The sequence below is a fragment of the Enterococcus innesii genome (assembly GCF_022846515.1).
In the GTDB taxonomy this organism is placed as follows: domain Bacteria; phylum Bacillota; class Bacilli; order Lactobacillales; family Enterococcaceae; genus Enterococcus_D; species Enterococcus_D innesii.
Genome location: NZ_AP025635.1, coordinates 3388113 through 3414326, shown reverse-complemented (window position 1 = coordinate 3414326; position 26214 = coordinate 3388113). Strand labels below are relative to the sequence as shown.

Genomic DNA, 26214 nt, shown 5'->3' with positions numbered 1-26214 from the left:
CCACTCTTTTAGTGAAAGGAATCAGGCATAATGAAATAATTCAAAACGAATGCCTTCTGGGCTTTCAAAGAATAAGGCATAGTAATTAGGGGCGATGCGCTCTTTGTACTCCATTGGTCGATCGTGAAGGATCTTTACCCCTAAGGCTTTTATTTGGGGAAAGATCGCATCTACTATTTCACGGCTTTCCGCCTTAAACGCCATGTGCTGAATAGAGCCCGGTTTTCTTGAATCGATTTTCTCGTTCTTCCATTCTTTTCGTGGGGAACAAATGCCGAAATCAAATGAATCGCCTATATATTCTACTACTTCCATCTCGGCATGTTCTAAATACCCAGAATATTTCTTCTGAAGGTCGAAACCTAATAGTGCAAATAATTGGTCATAAAAGCCTTCTGCTTTTTTTACATCATTGACTGTGATCTGGATATGGTGAAACTGAATGCTCATAATCGCTCCTTTCTGGCTAACCAAATAAGTGTTTCAGGAAGAAAAGCCGCTTGCGAAAGTTTGATTCAATTGAATTAACTAGGAAGCGCACTTAATTTAGAAATCACCTTTTCCATTGCCGTTGCTACTTCTTTAGGCAACTTATTATAGCCATCATTTTCTGTCTCCTGAGCCAAAATAAAGTCCAGCCGTCCTTGCATCCGCTCTCTTAAATGAGCAACATAAGAAGCATCTTGAAAATCAACATCAAAGCCTGTTACTGGCAGGAAACTCATCTCTGTGATCCCGCCAAAATTTTTAAATTCAGCCTCATCTTCTACGATTTTTTCAATCGATGTCAGCGTGACCTCAGGTGTGACCTTCTTGTCTTTGAAAAAGCCTGTATTTAGAATATAACAAGCCGTTTGGTTTTCTTTGAATAAGTGCATGAAATGAGCAAAATCTTCTCCTAAAGGATAAACTCTAAATGGATTGGCATAAGGTTCGATGACCAGTTTATCTATATCCGTGGTCTCGACAACATGTTCAGCTGTCGTACGCTTCGTAGCTAAGGTCAAACCAAAAACAGCGGCTAAAATCGGATCGTCAATTTTTACTACAGGAGGCAGCGTGTCATCTTTCATGATCCAAAATACTGCATCGATCGGCGAATCTAAATGATCCACCCGATTGGGTGTGACATACCGTGATTTGACGGTTCGGCCATTCCCGTTACGAATATCTTGGGTCACGAGGACCTTTTTTCCTTCCTCGTCCAAAGTAACCCCAACATTTTGACAGGTGATAAAGTAGCGGACATTTGGGTTGGTTAGTGGATAGTCTTGCGTTTTATCAAAATAAGAAGGCTCCAGAGCAGTGGTTGCACCATTTGTTTGATTAATCACAAATGCATCGTCATGCAGAACCTTGATCTCATATTTGCCATCATGTTCCGCCAATGTGATAGTCGATTTTCCTGATCCTGAAAGACCAAAAGCAGCCATCGTAAATGTTCGATTCGGTAACTGATATTGCTTCATTCCCCCATGACACGCCACAAAGCCATTGCGATGCGCGGTAGCCCAAGCCAAAGTTAATGTCGCTTTTTTCAATTCACCAAAATAGTTTAAGCCTAAGACTGCCGCAACATTGTGTTCAGGATCAAAGAGAGACAGCCCATAAGGAAAATCAGGATGAGACCAATCTGGATCAGCGTACAAAAAAATGTCCGTCTCTGGATATTCTTTGGAACGTTGATACCTTTCCTCCCATGATTTCGTCATCAATTGAAAATTCAACAAATAAGAGTAAAAATTGGTTTCATAGTGCTCTGGTAACAACAGGTGTGCTTTGACCATAAATGCTTCGTCTAATCCTACAACAACTTCACTGCCATAAAATTTTTTACGTGTCCCTTGAAATAAAGCATCTCTTAAAATCCCTTCATACAATTTTCGATCAATGCCGGGATGTTCGATGATGCGTCGAGCTGCTGCTGTCCGTCCGACTACTTTTCCGTCATTGAACACGATGACTTTTGCATCCTCTGGTAAACCTAGCTCTTCGGTGTGGGTGACCGGCATATCCGTAAGAATAGCGCCAGAAGATTCTTTTGCTAAGTGATAGGCAGTGGCTAGATCATCAATCCAAGTGACATTGTTCCCATAAAAAGCTGACTCTATCAACACTTTAAAACTAGACAAATGCGTATTCTGCGGTGTAATCTCTTTGTGTGAAAATGCACGAATCGTTGCCATGTGCAATCCCTCCTAACAAAATTTTCTGTTTACTACGTTTATTATAATACTTTCTAATCACCACATGCCATATTTTTATACACATTAACTATAAATTGCCGACAAACCATTTTGTTAAAGGATTTGGCTGTCTGCATCTTTGAAGCTTCACTGCTTTTTGCATTGATTTTTTCCCTGCTCATCAATAGTGAGAAAGAACAAAAAAACTGGAACAGAAAGAGTGTCTTTCAGTTCCAGTTTTTGGTTTTATCTTTCATCCATTCTAAACGTCACAATCGACGTAATTAGAGAGACAAATGGGTTATAGTTGCTTATTTCTCAATTGATTCGCCTTCTCTAGTAACTTTGTTATCGTAAGACTTTATGACAATTACCATAAAAAGAACTCACGGTCAAAATTGCTGAAAAAACTTGTTATTTCTTAACGACGTTCTAACAACACGACACACTCCACATGGGTCGTTTGTGGGAACAAATCAACAGGTTGGACTTCTTTTGTCACATACCCTTCTTCTTCAAACAACGCGAGGTCACGAGCCAAGGTTGCTGGATTGCAGGAAATGTAAACGATGCGCTCTGGTTTAACTGCAGCGGTCGTTTCAATAAAGCTGGCATCTAAACCTTTGCGAGGTGGATCAACGAAGACGACCGTTGGTTGAATGCCTTCACGTAGCCATTGCGGCATGATTTTTTCGGCTTTACCGATAAAGTAATGCACGTTTTCGACACCATTTCTTTTGGCATTGGCTTTGGCATCGTTCACTGCTTCAGGAATGACTTCCATCCCTAACACTTCTTTCACGCGATCAGCCAAACTGATCCCGATCGTTCCGATTCCTGCATAGGCATCCACAACGATATCATTTTCAGACAGTTGTGCCATCTCGAAGGCGGTTTGATACAAGACTTCCGTTTGCGCTGTGTTGACTTGGTAGAAAGATTTCGCTGAGATTTGGAAGGTTTTGCCTAATAATTGATCATCGATCGATGACTTGCCATACAAGACACGCTCGAACTCGCCCATGATCACATTGGTTTTTTCTTCATTGATGTTTTGAATGACAGAAACAACTTCTGGAATCTCTTCGTGGATCACTTCCGCGATTTCTTCTCCTTTGAAGAATTTCGGTTTACGTGTCACTAATACGACCATCATTTCACCTGAGTGATGCCCACGACGCACGACAATATGGCGTAAGAACCCTTCATGGGCTTCTTCATTGTAGGCTTTGACATTGAAACGCTGCAAAATATCTCTGACTTTGATGATTGCTTGATCGATGTTTGGATCTTGAATATAAAAGTCTTCGATCGGTACCAGAGTATGGCTGTTTTTACGGTAAAATCCAGTCGTTAATTTTCCATGAATCTTTTGCACAGGGATTTGCGCCTTGTTACGGTAACCGAATGGTTTTTCCATCCCAATTGGCGCATTGACTGTGATTTCAGGCAATTTGGCGATTTTAGCCAAAACATTCTCTACTTGCTGCTGTTTGAAGGCTAATTGTTTGTCATAGCTCAAATGACTCAATGGAGCGATCCCGGTGCGCAACAATGCTTCATTCGGTAATTCTTGCCGATCAGGACTTGCTTGCAACAGTTTCATCACTTTGGCAAAACCAAATTTGTTGCCGACTTTCAATACTTTGACTAAGGCACGTTCATTTGGCAGGGTGTTTTCAATAAACAATAGGTAACCATCGACTTTGGCGATCCCATTTCCTTCATGGGAAAGATCCAAAATATCGACTTCAAGTTCCTGATTCTTTTTTACAGGATAATTTTTCATAGATTTCTCCTTTGTGCTTGCTTTCTTCATTTTAAAAAGGAATGGTCGAAATTGCAAGCGGTGCTTATTCTAACGGTTCAACTTGACTTCGAGCAAAAAAGAACCGAAGGAGGGAAATCGGCTGATTGCTTTTTCTGGGTCCTGCGGCGAAGAGCCGCTGCAACACAGGAGCAATCCCTTTTCCATCCTTCGGAAAATCGAACAGATCAGAAGTGTTTAAAACTTTCGATCACTGTTTTAGTTATCAGTTGTTTTTCTTTTTCTGTGCTTTTTCCCGTTCGCTCTTGTTCAAGATTTGTTTTCTCAAACGAATGCTTTCAGGCGTCACTTCACAGTATTCATCCTTGTTCAAGAATTCCAACGATTCTTCCAATGAAAGAATGCGAGGTTTCTTGATAACTGAGGTTTGGTCTTTGTTTGCTGAACGGACGTTGGTCATTTGCTTTGCTTTCGTGATATTGACCGTTAAGTCTTTGTCACGAGAGTTTTCACCAATGATCATTCCTTCGTACACTTCGGTACCTGGTTCAACGAAGACCGTTCCACGTTCTTCAATACTCATGATTGAGTAGGTCGTTGCTTTTCCTGTGTCGATCGATACAAGTGCGCCTTGATGACGACCGCCAATTTGTCCTTGGATCATTGGCAAATATTGATCGAAGGTATGGTGCATGATGCCGTAACCGCGAGTCATTGAGAGGAATTCAGTCGTGTAACCAACCAAGCCACGAGCTGGTGCCAAGAAAATGATTCGAACTTGTCCATTCCCTGTATTGATCATATCTTGCATTTCTGCTTTACGCATTCCCAATGATTCGATTACTGATCCCATGTATTCTTCTGGGGTATCGATTTGCACTCGTTCAAATGGTTCACATTTCACGCCATCGATTTCGCGTTCGATAACTTCTGGACGAGAAACTTGCAATTCAAAGCCTTCACGACGCATATTTTCGATCAAAATTGACAAATGAAGTTCGCCACGTCCAGAAACGATCCATGAGTCAGGTCCGATTGGATCCACACGCAATGAAACGTCTGTTTGCAATTGCGCCATTAAGCGTTCTTCAATTTTACGAGCGGTTACGAATTTTCCTTCGCGACCCGCAAATGGTGAATTGTTCACGATAAAGGTCATTTGCAATGTTGGTTCATCAATGTGTAAAACAGGTAATGAATCTTGATGATCGATTGGTGTAACAGTTTCACCAACGAAGATATCTTCCATCCCAGAAACAGCAATCAAATCACCGGCTTTGGCTTCTTGGATTTCTAAACGTTTCAATCCGAAGAAACCGAAAAGTTTCGTCACACGGAACTTTTTAACTTCTCCGTTTAATTTCATCAATGCAACTTGGTCGCCGACTTTGATTGATCCGCGGAAGACACGGCCAATACCGATACGTCCAACGTAGTCATTGTAATCAAGCAATGATACTTGGAATTGCAATGGTTCATCGCTGTTGTCGATTGGCGCTGGAATATGTTCGATGATCGTATCAAACAATGGTGCCATCGTTTTTTGTTGATCAGCAGGATCATCTGATTCACTTGAAGTTCCGTTGATCGCTGAAGCGTAGATCACTGGGAAGTCCAATTGGTCATCGTCGGCACCTAATTCGATAAATAGTTCTAAGACTTCATCGACAACATGCTCAGGACGAGCAGATGGTTTATCGATTTTGTTAACAACAACGATTGGCACTAAGTGTTGTTCTAACGCTTTTTTCAATACGAAACGTGTTTGAGGCATCGTTCCTTCATAAGCATCAACAACTAAAACAACACCATCGACCATTTTCATGATCCGCTCTACTTCACCACCGAAGTCCGCGTGTCCTGGGGTATCCATGATATTGATTTTTGTACCGTTGTATTCAACCGCTGTATTTTTCGCTAAGATCGTGATACCACGTTCTTTTTCGATCGCATTTGAATCCATCGCCCGTTCTTGTAATTGGGTATGGCTATCTAACGTTTGAGATTGTTTCAATAATTCATCAACTAATGTAGTTTTTCCGTGGTCAACGTGGGCAATAATAGCGACGTTGCGGATATCATTTCTAATATTCAATTTATAAACTCCTTTTTTGGTGACATTGCACTCGACAAGCCATTATACCAGAATTTCTTTCTGAAATATAGTGCAAAGTTTTCATTTTTACAGAAAAAACCAGATATTAAAAAAATATCTGGTTTTTTCTTATTGATTGACGATCGCCAATAATTCTTCAAAAGCTTTCGGTGTACCGCCGACAAACAATTCCCGTCCATTCAGGGATAATGGCTCACCTTTGATGTTTGCCATTTTTAATCCAAGGGTTTCTAACAAAACGCCCCCTGGCGCATAATCCCATGGCGCAAGATGAGAAAGATAGCCTGCTCTTTGTCCTTTAGCGAGGGCGATCAGCTCTACCCCAGCACAGCCAGTCATACGAATGCCTAATGCTTTGTCACTGACCTCGGTTTCGTGGTGGCGGTTATGGATCAACATGGGTGAATTCAAGCCAACGAGACCTTCGGATAAGGCAATATCTTTCGGCGGTTCGATCTTCTTGCCATTGTTATAGACACCAATCTCTGGACCACCCCATAAGAATTCATCTTTCATGACATTATAGACAAAGCCAAAGCGCCCTTTGCCCTCTTCGTAAATCGCGATCATGATACAAAAGTTTTCTTTTTCTAACACGAAATTCATCGTTCCATCGATCGGATCAATGATGAAGACCCGCCCACTCATGTCGGCAAGTGTGTCCAGTCCGTTTTCTTCACCTAAAATTTTGGCATCCGGATCATAGGATTGGATCTTACCAATCAGAAAATCTTGCGTGGCTTTATCCAATTCTGTCACTAAGTCTTTCCGTCCTAATTTTGTCTCGACCACTAAGTCTTCTTTATTTAAATTGTCTTTGATCGTTTCACCTGCAGCGATCATCCACTGGCGAACTTCATTAACGATTTCATGCATTCGTTGATCTATCCTTTCATTTTTAGTTTTCCCTCAGTCTTTTTCGCTGCCTGCACGGCATGGTATAACGAATAGCCTGATAGTTCTTCAAATTCTCTACCTAAACGGCGTTCCTCGCCAATGCTGGGAACGACTTTTTTAAAGGCTTGATACGCCTCAAGAAACGTACTACTAGGAAGGCCTTTTTCATAGGCTTGTTCTAACCGTTCCCACATCTTCATGACGACGACCATTTCATCTGTCGACCAATCTAAGTCCAGAGGATATTGATAATCCCGCATATTACCACTCCTATTCATCTTATTCAGTGTACCACAAAATTGAAAATAGGTCAGAGCCTCCACTGCAAAAAAAGGTACATCCTGGCAATGAATGTACCTCTTGTTTACAAACTATTGGGATTTTTAGAAGCTGAACTCCATGAATCTCAAATAAGAAGGAAATTCCTTTGTTCTTTCAACGAGATCGCTGATTAAAAGATGGCCGATTTCAAAAAGGTTCGTCTAGAAAAGCCCGCAAAAACAAAAAATTTTTTATGATAGCAATTGATTTCCACCACTGTTTACTAATGAAAAACTCTGGGTAATCCGTTCCCCATTGCCATGGAATGACAAATGATCCGTCTGCTTGTTGGTGTTCTAAAATTTTTTGAGCTTCTTTTTTACATAATTCTTCACTAAAGATCCCAAGCAGCTGCTCTCTTGTAAAGAAAAAATTTGAAGGTTTGCTGACATAAGATGTGAACCACTCTTCTGGCTCGTTTGAGACTGTATGGCGAATTTGCTGGAATAAGATCTCGCGAAAGCGATCATTTGCTAAAACAGGCTGATACTGGATTTCTTCACAGTCTTGTAATAATTCTAGATAGACGACTAATGTGTGCATTTCACTGGTTGGCTCATTAAGAAAACTTGCAACTGCTGTTTCGGCGATTGCTTGTGCTTTTTGGTAGAGGGTCGTTTCGCCTGTTCTTAAGATCGTACCAGCTAGACTGACCGTTGGGTTGTCTGCTGGCACGCCCACAGGACTCTCCCACCAAATCGCATGCGGATAGGATACCGTTGACGGCACTTGGTTGAACCATTTCCCTTCAGAAAATTCTTTTCCACTAGCTAAATACCTTAGAATCCCTTGGACTTGTGGATTTGTCGAATGAAGGCATTCAAGCTCTCTTAAAATTCGACATGCCTCCCACACTGCAATTGGTGTACTGTTGGGATTCCAATGATCAGGTTCCAAACCATGCCCATACCCCCCATCTTCATTTTGGTAGACTTGTAACGCCTGTAAGACAGCCTCGCGAGATCCATTTTCAAAATGGTACTGCCAACGAGCAAGGTCTACAGGGCGCGCGTTTTTGTAAATAAATTTTCGAGCTTTTTCGAATGCTTCCACATCTTCGCCTCCTTTGGCTTTCTCTCATTATCTCTTACTTTCCTTGTGATTACAACGCTTACATCATTACCATTGCTCTGAATGACCATTCTCAAAATAGCTCCTTGGCATTTTTTAAGAAGCATACTTTTGGTGTTTCTCTTTGCATGATGTTACAGTAAGAATAACAAGAAAAAGGAGGAATTCTCTTGCGTTTAGAAAACAAAAAAATCATTGCCTTAGTCGACAATGATTTCGAAGATTTAGAACTGTGGTATCCGGTCCATCGGTTACGGGAAGAAGGCGCACAAGTCGATTTAGTCGGTGAAGAAGCGCATAAAACGTATATTGGCAAATACGGCGTACCCGCAGAATCAGCCTTTGCTTTTTCTGATATTCATGCCGATGACTACGATGCCATCTTAGTTCCAGGTGGTTGGGCGCCTGATAAATTACGACGTTTCCCAGAGGTCATCTCTTTCGTGCAAACGATGGACAAAGACCAAAAAATCATTGGTCAAATCTGTCATGCAGGCTGGGTCTTGATTTCTGCGAATATCCTGCAAGGCAAGACGGTCACCAGTACACCAGGCATCAAAGATGATATGACAAATGCTGGAGCCACATGGGTCGATACACCTGTTGTTACGGATGGACATATCGTTTCCAGCCGCCGTCCCCCAGATCTACCAGACTATATGCGGGAATTTATCGCTGTATTAGAAAAGAAATAGTACCCGTTGATCAGATTCAAAAGAGTTGCGACCGAAGCAAATACGGCCGCAACTCTTTTTTTTAAGCCTAAGTTTTAATAAAGTGTTTATTTTACGGTAATTTTTTAAAGGACCTGCTTCTTAATAGGGTAAAAAAATTTAGGTAACTCCTAGATACCCAAGAAGTGATAAAGATTATCAAGACTACGTTAAACAATGGCGAAAACCATATTGTTGAACATATTCCATTGCTGCTTTTGTGATAAAATTTGTTTATAGTTAGTATGTAATAAAAAGACAAAGAAAGTAAAGGAGATGGATAATGAGTTGGAAATATATAGAAATACCAAATGGTGAAACCCCTTTGTTTTGTAATGCATACGTTACAAGTAAAACGGCTATGAATATTATTGTTACCCATACACCAATCGTGACTACTTTAGAAATACAAAAAGCATACAGACCATTTGAAAATTATCCTGTTAATGTCTTTGCTTTTGACTTTTCTGGAACAGGAAAAAGTGGAGGTAGTAAAAAAGAGTTCTCTCGAGAGTCCATAGTTAAAGACTTAGATTCTGTTATAACTTATATTGAAACCCATTTCTCGTCAAATATTCATTTGTACGGTAATACGGGTATTGGTGGAATTTTTGCTCAATACTATGTAACAACTAGTAGTAAAATAAAGAGCTTTGCTCAATTTTCCTGTGCTCTTTATCAAGATACAGCTAGAGGTATGAGAGGAACTCCCTATCTTATCGCAAAAGTACTTTCTTTTCTCTTACGGTACTTGCCAAATGTAAAGATTACGTTGCCACCACCAAAATATCAAGGCTATAGACATGAAGAGGACAACGCATATTATGAAAAATTAACAGAGAAATATCCTGATATTTGGAAAACTGATTCAAGACTATTGTTAGCATTGACAGAATGTTTTGTTGCAACCGATAGTGTCATAAAAACAAGTGTGACTGTACCTACACTTGTTTTTAAGGTATTACATGACAGATATTTCTCTACACAATACTTTGATGATTATTATCAATCCTTAACATGTCCCAAAAAGCTAGTAGAAATTAATGGGATCCATAATAGCTACTTTATAGACAGCGAGTTATTTTGCAAACATGTATATCATTGGTTTTTGAAACAATGAGCGCTTCTCTTTGTTAACTCCTATTTGTATTTATTTTAATCATACGGAGAGCCAGTATACTTCCTTTAATGCATATTTGATTCAATAGGCACGTTATGCTGTTTTAAGAAAGATAGCAAGTCTCAGCAGTCTCTTTGAAATAAAGTTTTATCATATACTACTTGTAAAAAACGCAACTTTTTAAACCTAAAAGGTCACGCCACTCTAAAATTGCCCATTCTTCATGTTCGAAAATGTTCTCAAGGACATAAGCTATCTTTGCGATAGAAAAATCTTCTTCAAACATTTTCTTTATCGCCTTTTCCAAATAACTGATTCAATGGTAGAGTTTTTTTTGACCTCACGTAATTTATCTACTCGGTAACAAATAATCTTTATTTTAACTTTCAATATGAAACATCTATCCAACTATTTATATATTATACTTTAACAATTAATTGAAAGAGAATGGAAGTCTTAAACAGATAATTGCTTCTATATTTAATTACGATACCATTAAACCTATTCAGCCACATTTATTTACCATAGACACTTCTACCTATCGATCATTCGCTTACGATCGCTAATTTCTTGTCGCTTTTAGGGATTTTTTTCACACCGATAAAGGTCAATGCAGCACCCAAAACGGCAAACCCAGTCCCAATCAAAAGCATTTCCCAGACACCGAAGCTTTGGATCAGCATCCCGCCCAAAAGATTGCCGATCACGCCACCGATCGTGGTAGCAATGATAATAATCGTTTGTCCAAAAACCCGATCTTCATCTGCCAAACTATGGTTGAACAAATAAGCCGAAGCTGGAATAAACAAAGCAAAACTAATCCCTTGCATCAAATGGCTCATTTCCATCAGGATGATGGAGCTGATCAACAGCATCAGCACCCCACGAATGGCAAAGGCAACACTGGACAGCAACAGCCAAAAACGACTAGACCGTATCCTCACTAACTGTTCAAAGAAAATCATGCCTGGCAATTCACATAACGCCGCAATCATCAGGGCGATGCCAACTTCCTTACTGCCACCGCCAATATCGGCAAAAATTTGTGCCAAAAAACTGTTGATCATCGTGTGGAAGCTGAAGAGAAAGCTAAACCCGACAAAGAGAAAGAGTAAAAAAGGATATTTTTTCAAAAAGGCACCTGAATGCCTTTGTTCTGTAAGCATCACGGGCATTTCTGGCTTCTTGATCGCTGGCAGCAAAAGCAAAATAATGAGAAACAAAACGGCCTGCCCGATAGCAATCATTGGCAAAAGGGCTGCCGAAAACTCCTCCAAGAGCTGCCCCAGTAAAAAGGAGGTCCCCGCAAATCCTAGTGATCCACCCGCACGCGAAAAGCCAAAATTGATTTTGTTGCCGCTATTCGTGTATTCAAATGCCAAGGCGTTGAGAAAGGACTGCATGGAAACGAGCAAAATCCCTCCTAAAACATAAGTCAGTATCGATAATGCAGGGAAAATCACACCTGCTAAGAGCACCGTGACCACGCCGATTGTCATCGTCTTCAATACAACGATCAGCGGTACTTTGCTTTTTTTGATAATGACTTGACTGATGAAGGGCTGCAAAATCGTAGACGCAATATTGACTAGGGCTAAAATACCGCCAATTTTTGCCGGATCGACCTTGAAATAAATCAAAAAGAGTGTCGCAAAGCCATAGATTGAGCAAAACATCATCCAATAAAGAAATTGCAAACTTGTGTAGTAAAACCGAATCCTCTTGTCACTTGCATGATTACGCATACATCCCCCACCTTATCCATATTCCTTAGCAACTAAATATAGCATAGAACCGATGGATTTACTATCCTTCTATCAACAGAAACCGCAGTTTTATTTGAAACACTAACCCACAACAAAAAAGCGCAGCATAGTATCCTGCGCTTTTCCTACTTATCCAACTATTTAGAGCTGTTGAAAAGCTTGTGTGAGATCTTCCAATAGATCATCGATGTTTTCCAATCCAATGGATAAGCGAATCGTCTCTGGACGAATTTTGGCTGCTGCAAGTTCTTCTACGCTAAGCTGTGAATGGGTCGTCGAAGCTGGATGGATGATCAAGGACTTTGCATCCCCGACATTTGCCAGCAAAGAGAAGAGCTTGGTTGCGCCACAAAAGGTTTTGCTTGCTTCTGCCCCACCCTTTAATCCGAAGGAAAAGACCGAACTGGTCCCTTTGGGGAAATACTCCTGCGCCCGCTTAAAATAAGGACTGTCCGGCAGGGTTGGGAAATGAACCCAAGAAACTTCCGAGTGCTTGGCTAAAAATTCAGCAACTTGTTGCGCATTTTCTACATGACGTTCCATCCGCAACGAAAGCGTTTCGATGCCTAAAAGCAATACCCATGAATTAAAGGGAGAAATCGCAGCACCTGTATCCCGTAAAAGAATCGTTCGGGCCCGAGTGATATAGGCAGCGTTACCAGCGGCTTCTACCCATGAGATTCCATGGTAACTATGATCGGGATCGACCAGCTTGGGAAATTTGCCGTTTGTCCAATCAAAGTTGCCACTATCAATAATAGCCCCTCCTAAAGCAGCCCCGTGACCACCGAGGTATTTTGTCGTGGAATAAACGATGATGTCCGCCCCATGCTCAAACCCTCGAAACAGATAGGGAGTCGCAAAGGTGTTGTCAATGATCAGGGGAATCCCGGCTTCATGAGCGATCGTTGCAATCTTTTTAAAGTCGGCAATATCAATATCTGGATTACCTAAAGACTCTAGAAAAACTGCTTTGGTATTTTCTTGGATGGCTGCTTTTAGTGCTGCCAGATCTTCACTATCGACAAAGCTTGTGGTGATGCCAAAATCTGGCAATGTATGGGCAAACAAATTATAGGTACCGCCATAAATTGAAGCAGCAGAAACGATATGATCTCCTGCTTGCGCGAGATTTAAAATTGCATAGGTGATCGCTGCTGAGCCAGAAGCCGTAGCTAACGCACCGACACCACCTTCTAATAGGGCTAATCGTTCTTCTAGAACCGCGGTCGTCGGATTGGTAATACGGGTGTAGATATTGCCGCTCTCACCAAGACTAAATCTCGCTGCCGCTTGGTCAGCATCATCAAACACATAGGATGTGGTTTGATAAATGGGTACGGCGCGACTTCCTGTGGTAGGATCTGGTATTTGTCCTCCGTGTAATTGAATCGTCTCAAATCTTTCTGTCATACTATTCCTCCTTAATAATGCAAATAAAAAAGCCCTCTGATATCGAAATATCAAAGGACGTGTTTACGTGTTACCACCTTTATTCAAGCAGACTTTTCAGCATGCTTCTCAGCAAGTACGCGACAAATAAACGTCGTTATACTTTGACGCGATAGAGGGCGCACCCGGATCTCCTTATCTTTCGTACAAGTTCAGAAGATCACCTTAGAGGCCATTTTCGATTGATCCTACAAGTTCTTCTTGCACCTTACGAAGACTCTCTAGGCTTGCCAAATCAATTTACTTTCCTCATCAACGGTTGAAATATTAAGAGCATCGTATCATTTCCAGAAGATTCTGTCAATAGCATAAGATCGCTTTATTTCTGGTGATAAAAAAACTCGTTCACCAAATGATGAACGAGTTGCACAAAGCTTAAATGTGGATTGGTAATCCTAGAGCTAACTCAGCAGCATCCATTGTGATCTCACCTAGAGATGGATGTGGATGGATCGTTAACGCGATATCTTCTGCGTTCATGCCAGATTCAATAGCAAGAGCAAGTTCTGAAACCATATCGCTTGCTCCTAGACCAGCAATTTGCGCACCGATGATCACATTGTCTTCAACCGTTGTTACTAAGCGGATAAATCCTTCAGTTTTTCCTAGAGATAACGCACGACCGTTACCTGAGAATGGGAATTTGAATGCTTTTGCTTCAATTCCAGCATCTTTGGCATCTTTGATCGTCATACCGACAGAAGCCAATTCTGGGTCAGTAAAGGCAACTGCTGGCATTGCTTTGTAATCAACTGCAACTTTTTTACCAGAGATTGCTTCAGCAGCGATTTTTGCTTCGTAGCTAGCTTTATGTGCTAATGCAGCACCAGGTACGATATCACCAATTGCGTAGATGTTTGATACGTTGGTACGGCCTTGTTTGTCAACCGTGATCAATCCGCGTTCGCCTACTTCAACACCTGCTTGTTCTAAGCCCATGTCATCAGTATTTGGACGACGACCAACAGTAACCATTACGTAATCAGCAGTAACTGATTCTTCTTTACCATCTACGGCATATTTCACAGTTACGCTATCGCCATTGTCAATTGCTTCTTTCGCCATTGCGTTGGTAACGACTGTTACACCTTTTTTCGCAAAGTCTTCTTCAACCAATTTGACCATGTCTTTTTCATAGGTTGGCAAGATTTGAGGAGAGCCTTCAAGGATCGTTACTTCTGCACCTAAGTTTGCATAAGCTGCACCTAGTTCAGAACCGATGACACCACCACCGATAACAACGAATTTTTTAGGAACTTCTTTTAATGCTAATCCGCCAGTTGAATCAAGAACACGTCCGCCGAATTTGAAACCAGGGATTTCAATTGGACGAGAACCTGTTGCGATGATTGCATTGTTGAAAGAGTATGTTTGTGCTGAATCTGGGTGGATGACACGCAATGTGTGATCATCAACGAAGAAAGCTTCTCCTTCAATCGTTTCTACTTTGTGTTTTTTCAATAGGAAACCAACACCTGAAGTTAATGTTTTAACGACTTTGTTGTCTTTCCATTCTTGAGTTTTGGTAAAATCAAGGGAAACATTTTCACTTGTTACACCAAACATTGTTGAATCCAAAGATTCTTGATAATGATGACCTGCAGCGATCAAGGCTTTTGAAGGGATACAACCAACGTTCAAACAAACGCCGCCGATGTATTCTCTTTCAATGATTGCTACTTTTTGTCCCATTTCAGCAGCGCGGATGGCAGCTACATAGCCGCCAGGTCCCGCACCGATTACAACTGTATCTAATTCAACAGCAAAATCTCCAACTACCATTTGTTAATCATCCTTCCATCATTAATAGCTCTGGATCAGCTAATAGACGTTTGATATTATTCATTGCTTGTTGCGCTGTTGCGCCATCAACGATACGGTGGTCGAAGCTTAATGAAAGTTTCATCACACGTCCGACAACGATTTCGCCTTCAGCGTTTACGATTGGTTGTTGCGCGATTGTACCTACACCCAAAATAGCTACTTCAGGATAGTTGATTACTGGTGTGAACCAGCCGCCACCAACTGAACCGATGTTACTGATTGTGATGGTACCATTACGCATATCATCTGCAGCCAATTTGCCGTCATGAGCAAGTTTTGCTTTTTCGTTGATTTCATCAGCGATAGCAAACATGCCTTTACGATCTGCATCTTTTACGTTTGGTACATACAACCCATGGTCAGTATCTGTTGCGATACCGATGTTGTAATAGTTTTTGTATACGATCTCTTGTTTTGCATCATCGATTGACGCATTCAAGATAGGGAATTTTTTCACTGTTGCAGTCAATGCTTTTACAACATATGGTAAGAAAGTAAGTTTTGTGCCGTTTGCAGCAGCAACTTCTTTGAATTTCTTACGGTTATCCCATAGGTTTGTTACTTCAACTTCATCATGCAAGGTTACATGAGGTGCTGTTTGTTTGCTGTTTACCATCGCTTTAGCGATTGCTTTACGGGTAGGTGTTAAGGCAACACGTTCTTCTAAATCACCTAAGTTTGATTTGAAGGCTTTTGCTGGAGCTGCTGGTTTGCTTTCAGTTGCTGCAGCTTTTGTTTCTTCTTTCGCAGGAGCTTGAGTTTCAGCTTTTGCAGCTTGTCCGCCACCTGATAGGAAGTTTTCGATATCTTCTTTTGTTACACGGCCGCCTTTACCTGTTGCTGATACTTGAGAAATATCAACATCTTTTTCGCGAGCAAATTGACGGACAGAAGGCATAGCCAAGACACGTTTGTTAGGATCTGCTGCTTCAACAACACTTGCTGAACCAGAAGTTTCCACTTTTTCTTTTGGTGCTTCTGCAGGTGCGCTTGATGAAGCAGGCGCACTGTTGTGACCAGGTGCGTCGATTTCAACCAAAACATCCCCAACATTTGCAACTGTTCCTTCAGCAACAACGATGTTTTTCACTGTTCCTGTTACTGGAGATGGGATTTCTTCCACTGATTTGTCGTTTTGAACTTCAAGCAACGTATCATCTTCATTGATGGTATCTCCTGCTTTAACGAACCATTTTACGATTTCGCCTTCTGCAATCCCTTCACCGATATCTGGTAATTTGAATTGGAAAACGCCTGCGCCTTCAGAAGAACCAGCTGATGCTTCAGCCGTTTCCGTTGTAGGTTCTGCCGCTGGTTTTGCTGGTGTTTGAGACTCTGCTGCTACACCTGCATCGCCTTCGTTGTCTTCATGTCCTGGTGCATCGATCTCAACAAGGACATCCCCAACGTTTGCGACTGTACCTTCAGGGACAACGATGTTTTTCACTGTTCCTGTTACTGGAGATGGAATTTCTTCCACTGATTTATCATTTTGAACTTCTAGTAAGGTATCATCTTCATTGATGGTATCCCCTGCTTTGACGAACCATTTTACGATTTCGCCTTCTGCAATTCCTTCACCGATATCCGGTAATTTAAATTGAAATGCCATTTTCTATTCTTCCCTTCTTCAACTATTAAAAGTTCACGATTTCTTTCACTTTGTCTTCGATGTCTTTTGCATTTGGCAACCAAATGTTTTCAGCTTGACCGAATGGGAAGATCGTATCTGGTGCAGACACGCGTCCGATTGGAGCTTCTAGTGATAGAACCGCACGTTCAGAAATTTCAGAAACGACTTGAGCGCCAACACCTGCTTGTTTTTGTGCTTCTTGAACGACAACTACACGACCAGTTTTTTCAACTGATTTGATGATTGTTTCAACATCAAGAGGAGCAACTGTACGCAAGTCGATGATTTCAGCGTTGATGTTTTCTTTTGCTAAGTTGTCAGCAGCTTTGATTGCTTCACGAACCATCGCACCATAAGTGATGATTGAAACATCAGAACCTTCACGAGTGACTGCTGCTTTGTCTAAAGGAACTTCGTATGCTTCTTCTGGCACTTCTTCACGGAATGAACGGTAAAGTTTCATGTGCTCTAAGAAAACAACTGGGTCATTGCTGCGGATAGAAGCAATCAATAATCCTTTTGCGTCATATGGGTTTGATGGAATAACGACACGGATACCAGGTGATTGAGCGATCAATCCTTCCAAGTTATCTGAGTGCAATTCTGGTGTGTGCACACCGCCACCAAATGGTGAGCGAATAGTGATTGGTAAATTACGTGTACCACCCATACGGTAACGAGTACGCGCCATTTGACCAACGATTTCGTCAAAGGTTTCAAATACGAAACCAAAGAATTGGATTTCTGGAACTGGACGGAAACCTTCTAATGCTAAACCGAAAGCCAAGCCGCCGATACCAGATTCAGCAAGAGGGGTATCGAAGACACGATCTTCGCCGAATTTTTCTTGTAAACCTTCTGTTGCACGGAAAACCCCGCCGTTTTTACCGACATCTTCACCAAAGACTAAAATCTCTTTGTCATTTTCCATTTCAACAGCTAAGGCATCTGTAATTGCTTGAATCATTGTTTTTTGTGCCATGACTATTTCGACTCCTTCGCTTCGTAAGTTGCAATTTGTTCTTTAATGTTTTGTGGTTGAACTTCAAACATGTTTTTCAAGAAATCTGAAACTTTTTGTTTTGGCACGCGGTCCGCTTCAGCGATCGCTGCTTTGATTTCTTCTTTTGTTTGTTCAATGACTTGTTCTTCTTTTTCTTCAGACCAAAGTCCTTTTTCAGTTAAGTAAGTACGGAAACGTACCAATGGATCTTTTTGTTGCCATTCGCTGTCCATGTCTTTTGAACGGTAACGGGTTGGATCATCACCAGACAATGTATGTGGACCGTAACGGTAAGTCAAGGTTTCAATCAATACAGGACCGTTGCCGTTTGCTGCCCATTCACGAGCTGCTTTAGAAACATAGTACACTGCCAATGGATCCATACCGTCAACTTGGATACCAGGGATCCCAGCTGCTGCAGCTTTTTGTGCCAAGGTTGGTGCCGCACTTTGTACTTCACGAGGTGTAGAGATCGCAAAACCATTGTTTTGGATGTAGAATACAGCGTTTGCATGGTAAGCCCCTGCAAAGTTGATTGCTTCATAGAAGTCCCCTTGTGAAGAACCGCCATCACCTGTATAAGTAAATACTACATTTTTCTTGTTACGTTTTTTCAATCCTAAAGCAACACCGGCTGCTTGGACGTATTGTGCACCAATGATGATTTGTGGTGGCAATGCCTTTAAATCTTCTGGGTAAAGGTTCCCAGCAACGTGACCACGTGACCATAAGAAAGCTTCTTTCAATGGCAGGCCGTGTTGGATCAATTGTGGTACATCACGGTAACCAGGTAATAAAACGTCTTCTTTTTCAAAAGCAAATTGACTTGCTAATTGGCTTGCTTCTTGTCCAGCAGTTGGCGCGAAGAAACCTAGACGACCTTGACGGTTTAACGCAGTTGAGCGTTGGTCTAATACACGAGACCATACCATACGAGTCATCAATTCAACTAATTCGTCGTCACTTAAATCTGGTACTAACTCTTGATTTACAATTTTCCCGTCTTTGTCCAAAGCTTGGTAAGTTGGAAAATCCGCATTGACTTGCTCCAAAATCGCTTGGAAATCAAGTGCTTTTTGTTTTTTTGCCATCTTGACACACTTTCCTCTCTGATATAAAAATTCACTTTCGTATGTAACAGGGTTTAAATCTGTACTATCGAAATTTCATTTACTCTTATAAATTATCATTTAACTTCGAAAATGACAAGTGAAAAGGGTATTTTTTTTAATAAAAGAATTCCCACTGTAGCAACTCTTAAGAAAACATTAGTGAAATTAATCACATTAAAGCAATCGCTTTCTTCGATTTTTTCTTTTCAGATTCTTTTTTTTATTTAAGAATAGTACAGCAATCATCATTATACAAAACAGATTAAGCACAATCCTTTTATTATCACTTGTGAAAGATTCGACTTGGATCTAAGAGAAATTTCTTAATATGAGAAAAAAATAATACAGAGAACGGATAAAAAGAAACAGATCGGCGATTCTCCCCTTGTTAGGAAGAACGCCGACCTGTTTTTTTAAATCCATTCTCTCGTGACATGAATGTAAATGCGTTTCGCAAACTCAACTGTTACTAAATAAGCTAGATTGATACCGACATACCATGGCCAGTAACTTGATGGCAGTGCTGCAAAATCAAAGACGGTATGCAATGGCGTCAAGATGACCAAGAAGCCAACTGCAATCGCTAGAACACTTGAAATCAAAACTGCAGGTGATGCGATACTTTTGATAAATGGTAATTTTCTCGTTCTGATCATGTGAACGACTAAGGTTTGTGTCGTTAAGCCAATCATAAACCATCCTGCTTGGAACAAGGCTTGCTCTTGGATGGTATTTGCACTAAAGACATGCCACATCATAAAGAAGGTCAAAATATCGAAGATGCTGCTAACAGGTCCAATGCCGACGGTAAACTTCAATAGTCCACCCACTTGCCATTTAACTGGTTTTTCTAACTCTTCTTTATCTACGTTGTCCCATGGAATCGTCAATTGGGCCATATCGTACACCAAGTTTTGAACCAACAGTTGAATGGACAACATTGGTAAGAAAGGTAAAAAGGCACTAGCAACTAAAATCGAGAACACATTTCCGAAGTTCGAACTCAAAGTCATTTTGATGTACTTCATCATGTTGGTAAATACTTTGCGGCCTTCGATGACTCCTTTATCAAGGACATTCAAACTTTTTTCTAATAAAATGATCGAGCTGGCATCTTTGGTGATATCTGCTGCGGTATCAACCGAGATACCAACATCTGCCGTGCGTAAAGCAGGCGCATCGTTGATGCCATCTCCCATAAAGCCGACCGTATGGCCTGCCGCTTGAATGGTTTCAATGATTCGGGATTTTTGCATTGGATTTAATTTTGCAAACAGATTGGTTTTTGCAGCTTTCTCTGCTAACTCTTCATCTGACAGATGATCTATATCGGTTCCTAACAAGTATTCATCTGCATCGATCCCAACATCTCGACAAACTTTTTGCGCAACGATCGCATTATCTCCCGTCAGCACTTTGACATTGATGCCATGACCGTGTAAAGAAGCAATCGCTGTTTTTGCTGTTTCTTTTGCTGGATCTAAGAAGCCCATAAAGCCAATCATGATCATGTCTTGTTCATCTTCTACAGAATAAACGGCATCTGCGTGGGCATCCCGTTTTACAGCAACAGTCAACACGCGCATTCCTTGTTTGTTCAAGCGCAAATTCACTTGACGCAATTGTTCTCTCAATTGAGGAGTCAATTCCATCACTTTGCCATCAACTTCTACATACTTGCAGACTTGTTCCATTTCCTCGGCTGCCCCTTTAGTGACCATCAGTTGATGACCATCTGCATTGACCACAACCGTCAAGCGGCGACGTGAGAAGTCAAACGGAATCTCATCGATTTTTGTCACATCGTTAAATGGCGCTGACAATCCTTCTTCTTCATAGTAGTTTAAGACAGCAATATCCATCAGGTTTTTCCACCCTGTTTGATAGTAAGAATTTAAATACGTCATATCAAGGACTTGTTTATCTTCTACGCCAAATGGATTTAAATGCTGTACCAGTACAACACGATCTTCGGTGATCGTACCCGTTTTATCGGTACATAAAACATCCATTGCGCCTAAGTTTTGTATAGAAGGCAATTCTTTGACGATCACTTTTTCTTTTGATAAAGAGATTGCCCCTTTGGCTAAGTTGCTGGTGACGATCATTGGTAGCATTTCTGGCGTCAAGCCAACTGCTACTGCTATCGCGAAGAACAACGCTTCGCCCCAATCGCCCTTGGTCAATCCGTTGATCAGTAATACGATCGGGAAAAGCACCATGACCATTCGCAACAATAGTTTGCTGACTTTCGTTAAGCCATCTTCAAAAGTTGTTTTGCCGCGTTTCGTCGTCGCATTTTTAGCAATATCACCAAAGAATGTACTTTGACCAGTTTTCAAAATAATCGCTTTTCCTTGGCCACTTAAGACATCGGTACCCATGAAAACGAGGTCTTGCATGTCTAAAGCTGAAATTTGGGCATCACTTTCTTTGATCCCAGCATCCACAAATTTTTCAACTGGCATTGACTCGCCAGTTAATGATGATTGATTGATAAATAAATCTTTGGTCCAAATCAAGATGGCATCAGCAGGGATCATATCGCCGGTTGCTAAGGTGACGATGTCTCCTGGAACGACTTCATCCATTGGAATTTCTCTCGTGATACCATCTCGAGTGACGGAACAAGTATTTTCAATAAGTTCTTTTAACGCTAAGCTTGCTTTTTGGGAACGGTATTCTTGGACGAAAGTAATCATGACACTTGCCAAAATCATGATTCCCATCACGATCACTGCTTCAATATCGCCTGTTACAAAAGAAATAACCATTAATAATGCCAAAACTAACACAAAAGGATCTTTGAAAGCACCTAGGATCATCAACCAAGCAGGTGTTGGTTTTTGCGCATCCACTTTGTTTGGACCATACTCTGCCAAACGTTCTGCAGCATCTTCTTCCGATAACCCTTGGAAAGATGTCCGCATTTCCATCAGCAATTCTCTTTCGGTCAATTTTGCCAGTAATTTTAATTCTTGATCTTTCGATAGTTTTTTTAACATCTTTTTTTCCTCCTAGCACTTAGGAGTTGCTTACGCCACCCCTAGCGATTCGATAACTACTCCGCTGTTTCATCTGGGGACTGGGGTATTCCATGTGAATCTTCCTTTCTTTTTATTAGGTAAGTCACTGTGGAACGCGCGTAAAAGACACAAAAAAACACACGCTCCCAATAAGCATGCGTAAAAAACTCATGATCATTGTAGAGCTTTAGCACTATAGGGCGTAGATAGCAAATCTGCTATCAGCTACTTTGGGTTTAACCTTCACGATTAGACCTGTCCTACCAACTAAGTATCTCTCGATACTTTTGCGGCAGCAGCTTGTGTCCATATAGGAGCCTCACCTAACAATTATTTGTATAAAATGTCAGTTCGCCGGAAGTCTTCCTTCCAACTACCCACATAATAACTGCTATCCTAGCCAATGTCAACCGCAACAATGGAAAAAAGCACCCTTTTTTCTTAGATTTTCGTTCGTTTTTAAATGAAAGGTCTTACAATAAAATAACAACGTTAAAGAACCGTTGTGATTTTATACGTGATAAAACTTTTTTCATGAATAGATAGAAAGTTTCTCCTAACAAAAGCCATAGCACAACAAGCCGTTCGTCTATCCCCTTAAACGAGAAATTGAAAAAGATGATACAGTACATTCCTTAAACTTGCACAAAAAAATAGACAGCCATTTATCAAATAGCTGTCTAATCATCTATTGTTTTTCATACTGAGAGATTGTTCTTTCTAACTCTCACGAAAAATGTTCAACTAAAATCTGCAGGATTCGCTGGCTTGCTTTCCCATCGCCATAGGGATTTTCTGCATGTGCCATGGCATTGTAAGCTTCTGGATCCTCTAGTAGTCGCTTCGTTTCTTGATAAACTGCAGCTTCAGACGTACCGATCAGTTTTAACGTACCTGCAGCAATTCCTTCCGGACGCTCTGTTGTATCTCTCAGGACCAAAACAGGAACGCCTAACGACGGTGCTTCTTCTTGGACACCGCCAGAATCCGTTAAAATCAAGGTACTTTGATTGGCAACATTGTGAAAATCAATGACGTCTAAAGGCTCAATCAACGTAACATTTGCTAGTTCTCCAAGAATCTCCTGAGCAATCCCTCGCACTTGAGGATTCTTGTGCATAGGAAAAACCACTTTGATGGTTGGTTTCTCCTTAGCGATTTTCGCTAAAGCGCGGAAGACTTGCTGCATCGGAACACCTAAGTTTTCGCGACGGTGCATTGTCAGAAGAATTATGGTTTGATCTGCTGCAGAAAGTTCTGGATGCTGATAGTCCTCCGAGATCGTATAACGCATCGCATCAATGGCGGTATTCCCCGTTACAAAAATTGCATCTTTATTACGATTTTCCGCTAATAAATTTTCTTTACTTTGGGCAGTTGGCGCAAAATAAAAATCGGCTAAAACATCGATCAGCTGACGATTGGCTTCCTCCGGATAAGGAGATTTTTTGTTCCATGTACGCAAACCGGCTTCCACATGCCCCACAGGAATCTGCTGATAGAAGGCAGCCGTCGCGGCGGCGTATGCTGTGGTTGTATCCCCGTGAACGAGTACGATATCAGGGGTTTCTTTTTGCAATATTGGTTCCAGATCCAGCAAAACTTTGGTGGTGATTCCTGTCAAAGTTTGCCCTAAAGTCATAATATCCAGATCATAATCTGGTATGATTTCAAAAACCTTTAAAACTTGATCCAACATTTCTCGATGCTGCGCCGTCACCACAACGATCGATTCAAAACGCGGGTCGTTTTCCAATTCCTTTACTAGTGGCGCCATTTTGATGGCTTCCGGTCTGGTACCGAACACAGACATCACTTTGATTGTCATTTGGTCACCCGCTCCTCTACTTCTCATTGCTTCTATTATAACGAAGAAAACAGAAAAACAAAATGGTTGTTCCAACAAAAAAAGAAACGACCGCTAAAAGGCCGTTTCTTCCGTATCCAGCTTAAATAGTATCTCCATTGAAAATCGAATTTTTCACGATTACGTAATCCACTTTACGAATCGATTCTAAATCTTTTCCACCTGCATAAGAGATCGATGACTGCAAGTCTTGCTGCATTTCAACCAACGTATCTTTTAAAGAACCTTTGTATTGAATCCAAATTTTCTTTCCTTCTACGTTTTTCTTTTCACCTTTTTGAAATTCCGATGCAGAACCAAAGTATTCTTTCATCACAACGCCATTTTCTACCTTGGTTTCCCCTGGTGATTCTTCATGCCCAGCAAACAATGAACCGATCATGACCATGGTTGCACCAAAGCGGACAGATTTAGCGATATCGCCGTGTGTTCGAATGCCGCCATCTGCAATGATTGGTTTGCGAGCAGCTTTGGCACACCAGCGTAGTGCTGCCAATTGCCATCCGCCAGTTCCGAAACCAGTTTTGATTTTTGTGATACAAACTTTCCCAGGTCCAATGCCGACTTTCGTTGCATCTGCGCCAGCGTTTTCCAATTCACGAACTGCTTCTGGCGTTCCAACATTTCCAGCGATCACAAACGTTGCTGGTAAATGCTTCTTGATGTGTTGAATCATATTGATCACGGCGTTTGAGTGGCCATGAGCAATATCGATCGTAATAAAATCAGGAACAAGCTCTTTGTCAGCTAGTTCTTCCACAAAGGCATATTCATTTTCTTTGACACCCACACTGATAGAAGCAATCAAGCCGCGGCTTTTCATTTTTTTGATAAATGGAATCCGTGCTTCTTCATCAAAGCGGTGCATAATATAAAAATAGCCATTTTCAGCTAAAAATTCTGCGATTGAATCATCAATAATTGTTTGCATATTTGCAGGAACAACAGGCATTTTAAACGAGTGCCCGCCTAATGTCACCGTGGTATCACATTCTGAACGGCTGTTCACGATACACTTGTTAGGAATCAGTTGTATATCTTCGTAATCAAAAACTTTCATGTCAAACATAAAAATATCCTCCAAATCTTACTAAGAGTGAAGCAAGCATCAAATGGCATCCGCCTATTTTTAACGCCCACAACAATTTAAACCACCTAGAAGTGAAATACAAGCTTTTTAGAAATACTTTTTGAAAAAAAAGGATGAATGTTCGTCTTTTACGAACATTCATCCTTATAAGTACTGAAAAAAACGGGATTTACTAATAAATTACGGCAAGATGTTCCCTGCTGCTTTATACACCTCATACCATTCATGGCGAGTCAATACGATCGAAGATGCTTGTGCGATTTCTTCGATCCGATGCGGGGTCATCGTTCCAGCAATCACTTGCATGTTTGCAGGGTGACGTAAGATCCAAGCAGAAGCAATACCTGTTGGTGTCGTTTGATACTTGTCCGCTAGTTCAGTCAATTTTTCGTTCAACTCGGGGAATTTCTCGTTACCGATAAAGACCCCTTCGAAGAAACCATACTGATACGGAGACCAAGCTTGGATCGTCATCTCATGCAAGCGAGAATATTCAAGAATTTCTCCATCATGATCGACACTACCAGCATCCGTCATGTTGACATGAATTCCTTGGTCGATCATTCCCGTATGCATGATCCCGAATTGCAGCTGATTCGCTACTAAAGGTTGAGAAACATATTTTTTCAACAATTCGATTTGACCAGGTTTTTGATTGCTGACACCGAAGTATTTCACTTTACCGTCTTTTTCTAATTGGTCAAAGGCAGCTGCCACTTCTTCTGGTTCAAACAAAGTGTCAGGACGGTGCAATAATAACGCATCCAAATGATCGGTTTTCAAACGCTGTAAGCTACCTTCCACGGAAGAAATGATATGCTCTTTCGAAAAATCAAACATTTCACCTGGAACGATGCCACATTTTGATTGAATAAACAACTCTTCTCTTTTGGCATCCGTTTTTGCTAATGCTTCCGCAAAAATCGTTTCACATTCACCGCGACCATAAATATCGGCATGGTCAAAAAAGGTAATGTCATTTTCAATCGCAGTCGTCAAGACCTTCACAGGATCTTTGGCATTGTTGATTCGCATCAAGCCTAAAATCACACTAGATACTTCTAAATCAGTGGGACCGAATTTAATTTTTTTCACGTAAAGTTCCTCCTTATTTAAACTACACTCCTATTTTAGCACAACAAGATGAAAACGCTATACCAACGTCAAAAAAAACCTCCCATAAAACGAAAACCACCAGCACAACCGATCGGTTCTACTGGCAGTCCTCTTTTACTTTCAATTTTCCTTA

General features: G+C 41.1%; 19 protein-coding genes, 1 riboswitch and 1 other annotated feature. Of the genes, 2 read left to right on the top strand and 17 right to left on the bottom strand.

Annotated features, from left to right (window positions below; all coding sequences use genetic code 11):
• Nucleotides 1-21: 21 nt before the first annotated feature.
• From ENLAB_RS15915 to ENLAB_RS15885, 7 genes are all read right to left on the bottom strand, one after another.
• Nucleotides 22-450 carry a VOC family protein gene (locus ENLAB_RS15915; protein ID WP_194195445.1) on the bottom strand — a complete coding sequence of 143 codons (429 nt, stop codon included), beginning with the start codon at nucleotides 448-450 and terminating at the stop codon, nucleotides 22-24.
• A 74-nt stretch (nucleotides 451-524) separates the two neighbouring features.
• Nucleotides 525-2186, bottom strand: a complete 1662-nt coding sequence (locus ENLAB_RS15910) for a phosphoenolpyruvate carboxykinase (ATP) (protein ID WP_244351971.1) — start codon at nucleotides 2184-2186, stop codon at nucleotides 525-527.
• A gap of 421 nt (nucleotides 2187-2607) precedes the next feature.
• Complete coding sequence (gene rlmD, locus ENLAB_RS15905) at nucleotides 2608-3975, bottom strand: 23S rRNA (uracil(1939)-C(5))-methyltransferase RlmD (RefSeq protein WP_244351970.1); 1368 nt, start codon at nucleotides 3973-3975, stop codon at nucleotides 2608-2610.
• A 244-nt stretch (nucleotides 3976-4219) separates the two neighbouring features.
• Nucleotides 4220-6049 (bottom strand): translational GTPase TypA, encoded by a 1830-nt coding sequence (typA, locus tag ENLAB_RS15900; RefSeq protein ID WP_200124991.1) that lies wholly within the window; start codon nucleotides 6047-6049, stop codon nucleotides 4220-4222.
• Between the two features lie 129 nt (nucleotides 6050-6178).
• Complete coding sequence (locus ENLAB_RS15895) at nucleotides 6179-6946, bottom strand: inositol monophosphatase family protein (RefSeq protein WP_244351969.1); 768 nt, start codon at nucleotides 6944-6946, stop codon at nucleotides 6179-6181.
• 8 nt (nucleotides 6947-6954) lie between these two features.
• Entirely contained in the window at nucleotides 6955-7227 is a 273-nt protein-coding gene (locus ENLAB_RS15890) for a UPF0223 family protein (RefSeq protein WP_008381425.1), read from the bottom strand.
• A gap of 208 nt (nucleotides 7228-7435) precedes the next feature.
• Complete coding sequence (locus ENLAB_RS15885) at nucleotides 7436-8341, bottom strand: hypothetical protein (RefSeq protein ID WP_244351967.1); 906 nt, start codon at nucleotides 8339-8341, stop codon at nucleotides 7436-7438.
• 188 nt (nucleotides 8342-8529) lie between these two features.
• On the opposite strand from ENLAB_RS15885, the gene ENLAB_RS15880 reads away from it, so the two are divergent.
• A complete protein-coding gene (locus tag ENLAB_RS15880) occupies nucleotides 8530-9054 on the top strand; it encodes a type 1 glutamine amidotransferase domain-containing protein (protein ID WP_077453782.1) in 525 nt (174 codons plus the stop codon).
• A 301-nt stretch (nucleotides 9055-9355) separates the two neighbouring features.
• Entirely contained in the window at nucleotides 9356-10192 is an 837-nt protein-coding gene (locus tag ENLAB_RS15875; RefSeq protein ID WP_244351964.1) for an alpha/beta fold hydrolase, read from the top strand.
• 545 nt (nucleotides 10193-10737) lie between these two features.
• Here ENLAB_RS15875 and ENLAB_RS15870 read toward each other — a convergent pair.
• The 10 genes from ENLAB_RS15870 to ENLAB_RS15825 form a co-directional block, all read right to left on the bottom strand.
• Nucleotides 10738-11937, bottom strand: coding sequence for an MFS transporter (locus ENLAB_RS15870; protein WP_244351962.1), 1200 nt, complete (start codon nucleotides 11935-11937; stop codon nucleotides 10738-10740).
• Nucleotides 11938-12099: 162 nt separating this feature from the next.
• A complete protein-coding gene (locus ENLAB_RS15865) occupies nucleotides 12100-13371 on the bottom strand; it encodes an O-acetylhomoserine aminocarboxypropyltransferase/cysteine synthase family protein (RefSeq protein ID WP_244351960.1) in 1272 nt (423 codons plus the stop codon).
• A 50-nt stretch (nucleotides 13372-13421) separates the two neighbouring features.
• Nucleotides 13422-13675: a binding site (T-box leader), on the bottom strand.
• A gap of 110 nt (nucleotides 13676-13785) precedes the next feature.
• Nucleotides 13786-15192: a dihydrolipoyl dehydrogenase gene (lpdA, locus tag ENLAB_RS15860; RefSeq protein ID WP_005230052.1), complete on the bottom strand. Its 1407-nt coding sequence runs from the start codon at nucleotides 15190-15192 to the stop codon at nucleotides 13786-13788.
• Nucleotides 15193-15199: 7 nt separating this feature from the next.
• On the bottom strand, nucleotides 15200-16846 hold the full coding sequence (locus tag ENLAB_RS15855) for a dihydrolipoyllysine-residue acetyltransferase (protein WP_005236379.1): 1647 nt from the start codon (nucleotides 16844-16846) through the stop codon (nucleotides 15200-15202).
• Nucleotides 16847-16871: 25 nt separating this feature from the next.
• Complete coding sequence (locus ENLAB_RS15850; protein ID WP_005230047.1) at nucleotides 16872-17849, bottom strand: alpha-ketoacid dehydrogenase subunit beta; 978 nt, start codon at nucleotides 17847-17849, stop codon at nucleotides 16872-16874.
• 2 nt (nucleotides 17850-17851) lie between these two features.
• Nucleotides 17852-18961, bottom strand: a complete 1110-nt coding sequence (pdhA, locus tag ENLAB_RS15845; RefSeq protein ID WP_005231936.1) for a pyruvate dehydrogenase (acetyl-transferring) E1 component subunit alpha — start codon at nucleotides 18959-18961, stop codon at nucleotides 17852-17854.
• A 434-nt stretch (nucleotides 18962-19395) separates the two neighbouring features.
• Nucleotides 19396-21987, bottom strand: coding sequence for a magnesium-translocating P-type ATPase (gene mgtA, locus ENLAB_RS15840; protein ID WP_081118912.1), 2592 nt, complete (start codon nucleotides 21985-21987; stop codon nucleotides 19396-19398).
• Between the two features lie 187 nt (nucleotides 21988-22174).
• Nucleotides 22175-22346: riboswitch (M-box (ykoK) riboswitch) on the bottom strand.
• A gap of 389 nt (nucleotides 22347-22735) precedes the next feature.
• The gene (gene wecB, locus ENLAB_RS15835) at nucleotides 22736-23836 is read right to left on the bottom strand and encodes a non-hydrolyzing UDP-N-acetylglucosamine 2-epimerase (RefSeq protein WP_244351959.1); all 1101 of its coding nucleotides are present in this window, start codon (nucleotides 23834-23836) and stop codon (nucleotides 22736-22738) included.
• Nucleotides 23837-23957: 121 nt separating this feature from the next.
• On the bottom strand, nucleotides 23958-24935 hold the full coding sequence (gene guaC, locus ENLAB_RS15830; protein ID WP_005230038.1) for a GMP reductase: 978 nt from the start codon (nucleotides 24933-24935) through the stop codon (nucleotides 23958-23960).
• A gap of 210 nt (nucleotides 24936-25145) precedes the next feature.
• The gene (locus ENLAB_RS15825) at nucleotides 25146-26060 is read right to left on the bottom strand and encodes an aldo/keto reductase (RefSeq protein WP_016611032.1); all 915 of its coding nucleotides are present in this window, start codon (nucleotides 26058-26060) and stop codon (nucleotides 25146-25148) included.
• Between the last annotated feature and the right edge of the window lie 154 nt (nucleotides 26061-26214).

Excerpts from the sequence above, each read along its gene's own strand:
- ENLAB_RS15915 (WP_194195445.1), bottom strand. The coding sequence starts at position 450 with ATGAGCATTCAGTTTCACCATATCCAGATCACAGTCAATGATGTAAAA.
- ENLAB_RS15910 (WP_244351971.1), bottom strand. The coding sequence starts at position 2,186 with ATGGCAACGATTCGTGCATTTTCACACAAAGAGATTACACCGCAGAAT.
- rlmD (WP_244351970.1), bottom strand. The coding sequence starts at position 3,975 with ATGAAAAATTATCCTGTAAAAAAGAATCAGGAACTTGAAGTCGATATT.
- ENLAB_RS15895 (WP_244351969.1), bottom strand. The coding sequence starts at position 6,946 with ATGCATGAAATCGTTAATGAAGTTCGCCAGTGGATGATCGCTGCAGGT.
- ENLAB_RS15890 (WP_008381425.1), bottom strand. The coding sequence starts at position 7,227 with ATGCGGGATTATCAATATCCTCTGGACTTAGATTGGTCGACAGATGAA.
- ENLAB_RS15875 (WP_244351964.1), top strand. The coding sequence starts at position 9,356 with ATGAGTTGGAAATATATAGAAATACCAAATGGTGAAACCCCTTTGTTT.
- ENLAB_RS15870 (WP_244351962.1), bottom strand. The coding sequence starts at position 11,937 with ATGCGTAATCATGCAAGTGACAAGAGGATTCGGTTTTACTACACAAGT.
- ENLAB_RS15865 (WP_244351960.1), bottom strand. The coding sequence starts at position 13,371 with ATGACAGAAAGATTTGAGACGATTCAATTACACGGAGGACAAATACCA.
- lpdA (WP_005230052.1), bottom strand. The coding sequence starts at position 15,192 with ATGGTAGTTGGAGATTTTGCTGTTGAATTAGATACAGTTGTAATCGGT.
- ENLAB_RS15855 (WP_005236379.1), bottom strand. The coding sequence starts at position 16,846 with ATGGCATTTCAATTTAAATTACCGGATATCGGTGAAGGAATTGCAGAA.
- ENLAB_RS15850 (WP_005230047.1), bottom strand. The coding sequence starts at position 17,849 with ATGGCACAAAAAACAATGATTCAAGCAATTACAGATGCCTTAGCTGTT.
- pdhA (WP_005231936.1), bottom strand. The coding sequence starts at position 18,961 with ATGGCAAAAAAACAAAAAGCACTTGATTTCCAAGCGATTTTGGAGCAA.
- mgtA (WP_081118912.1), bottom strand. The coding sequence starts at position 21,987 with ATGTTAAAAAAACTATCGAAAGATCAAGAATTAAAATTACTGGCAAAA.
- wecB (WP_244351959.1), bottom strand. The coding sequence starts at position 23,836 with ATGACAATCAAAGTGATGTCTGTGTTCGGTACCAGACCGGAAGCCATC.
- guaC (WP_005230038.1), bottom strand. The coding sequence starts at position 24,935 with ATGAAAGTTTTTGATTACGAAGATATACAACTGATTCCTAACAAGTGT.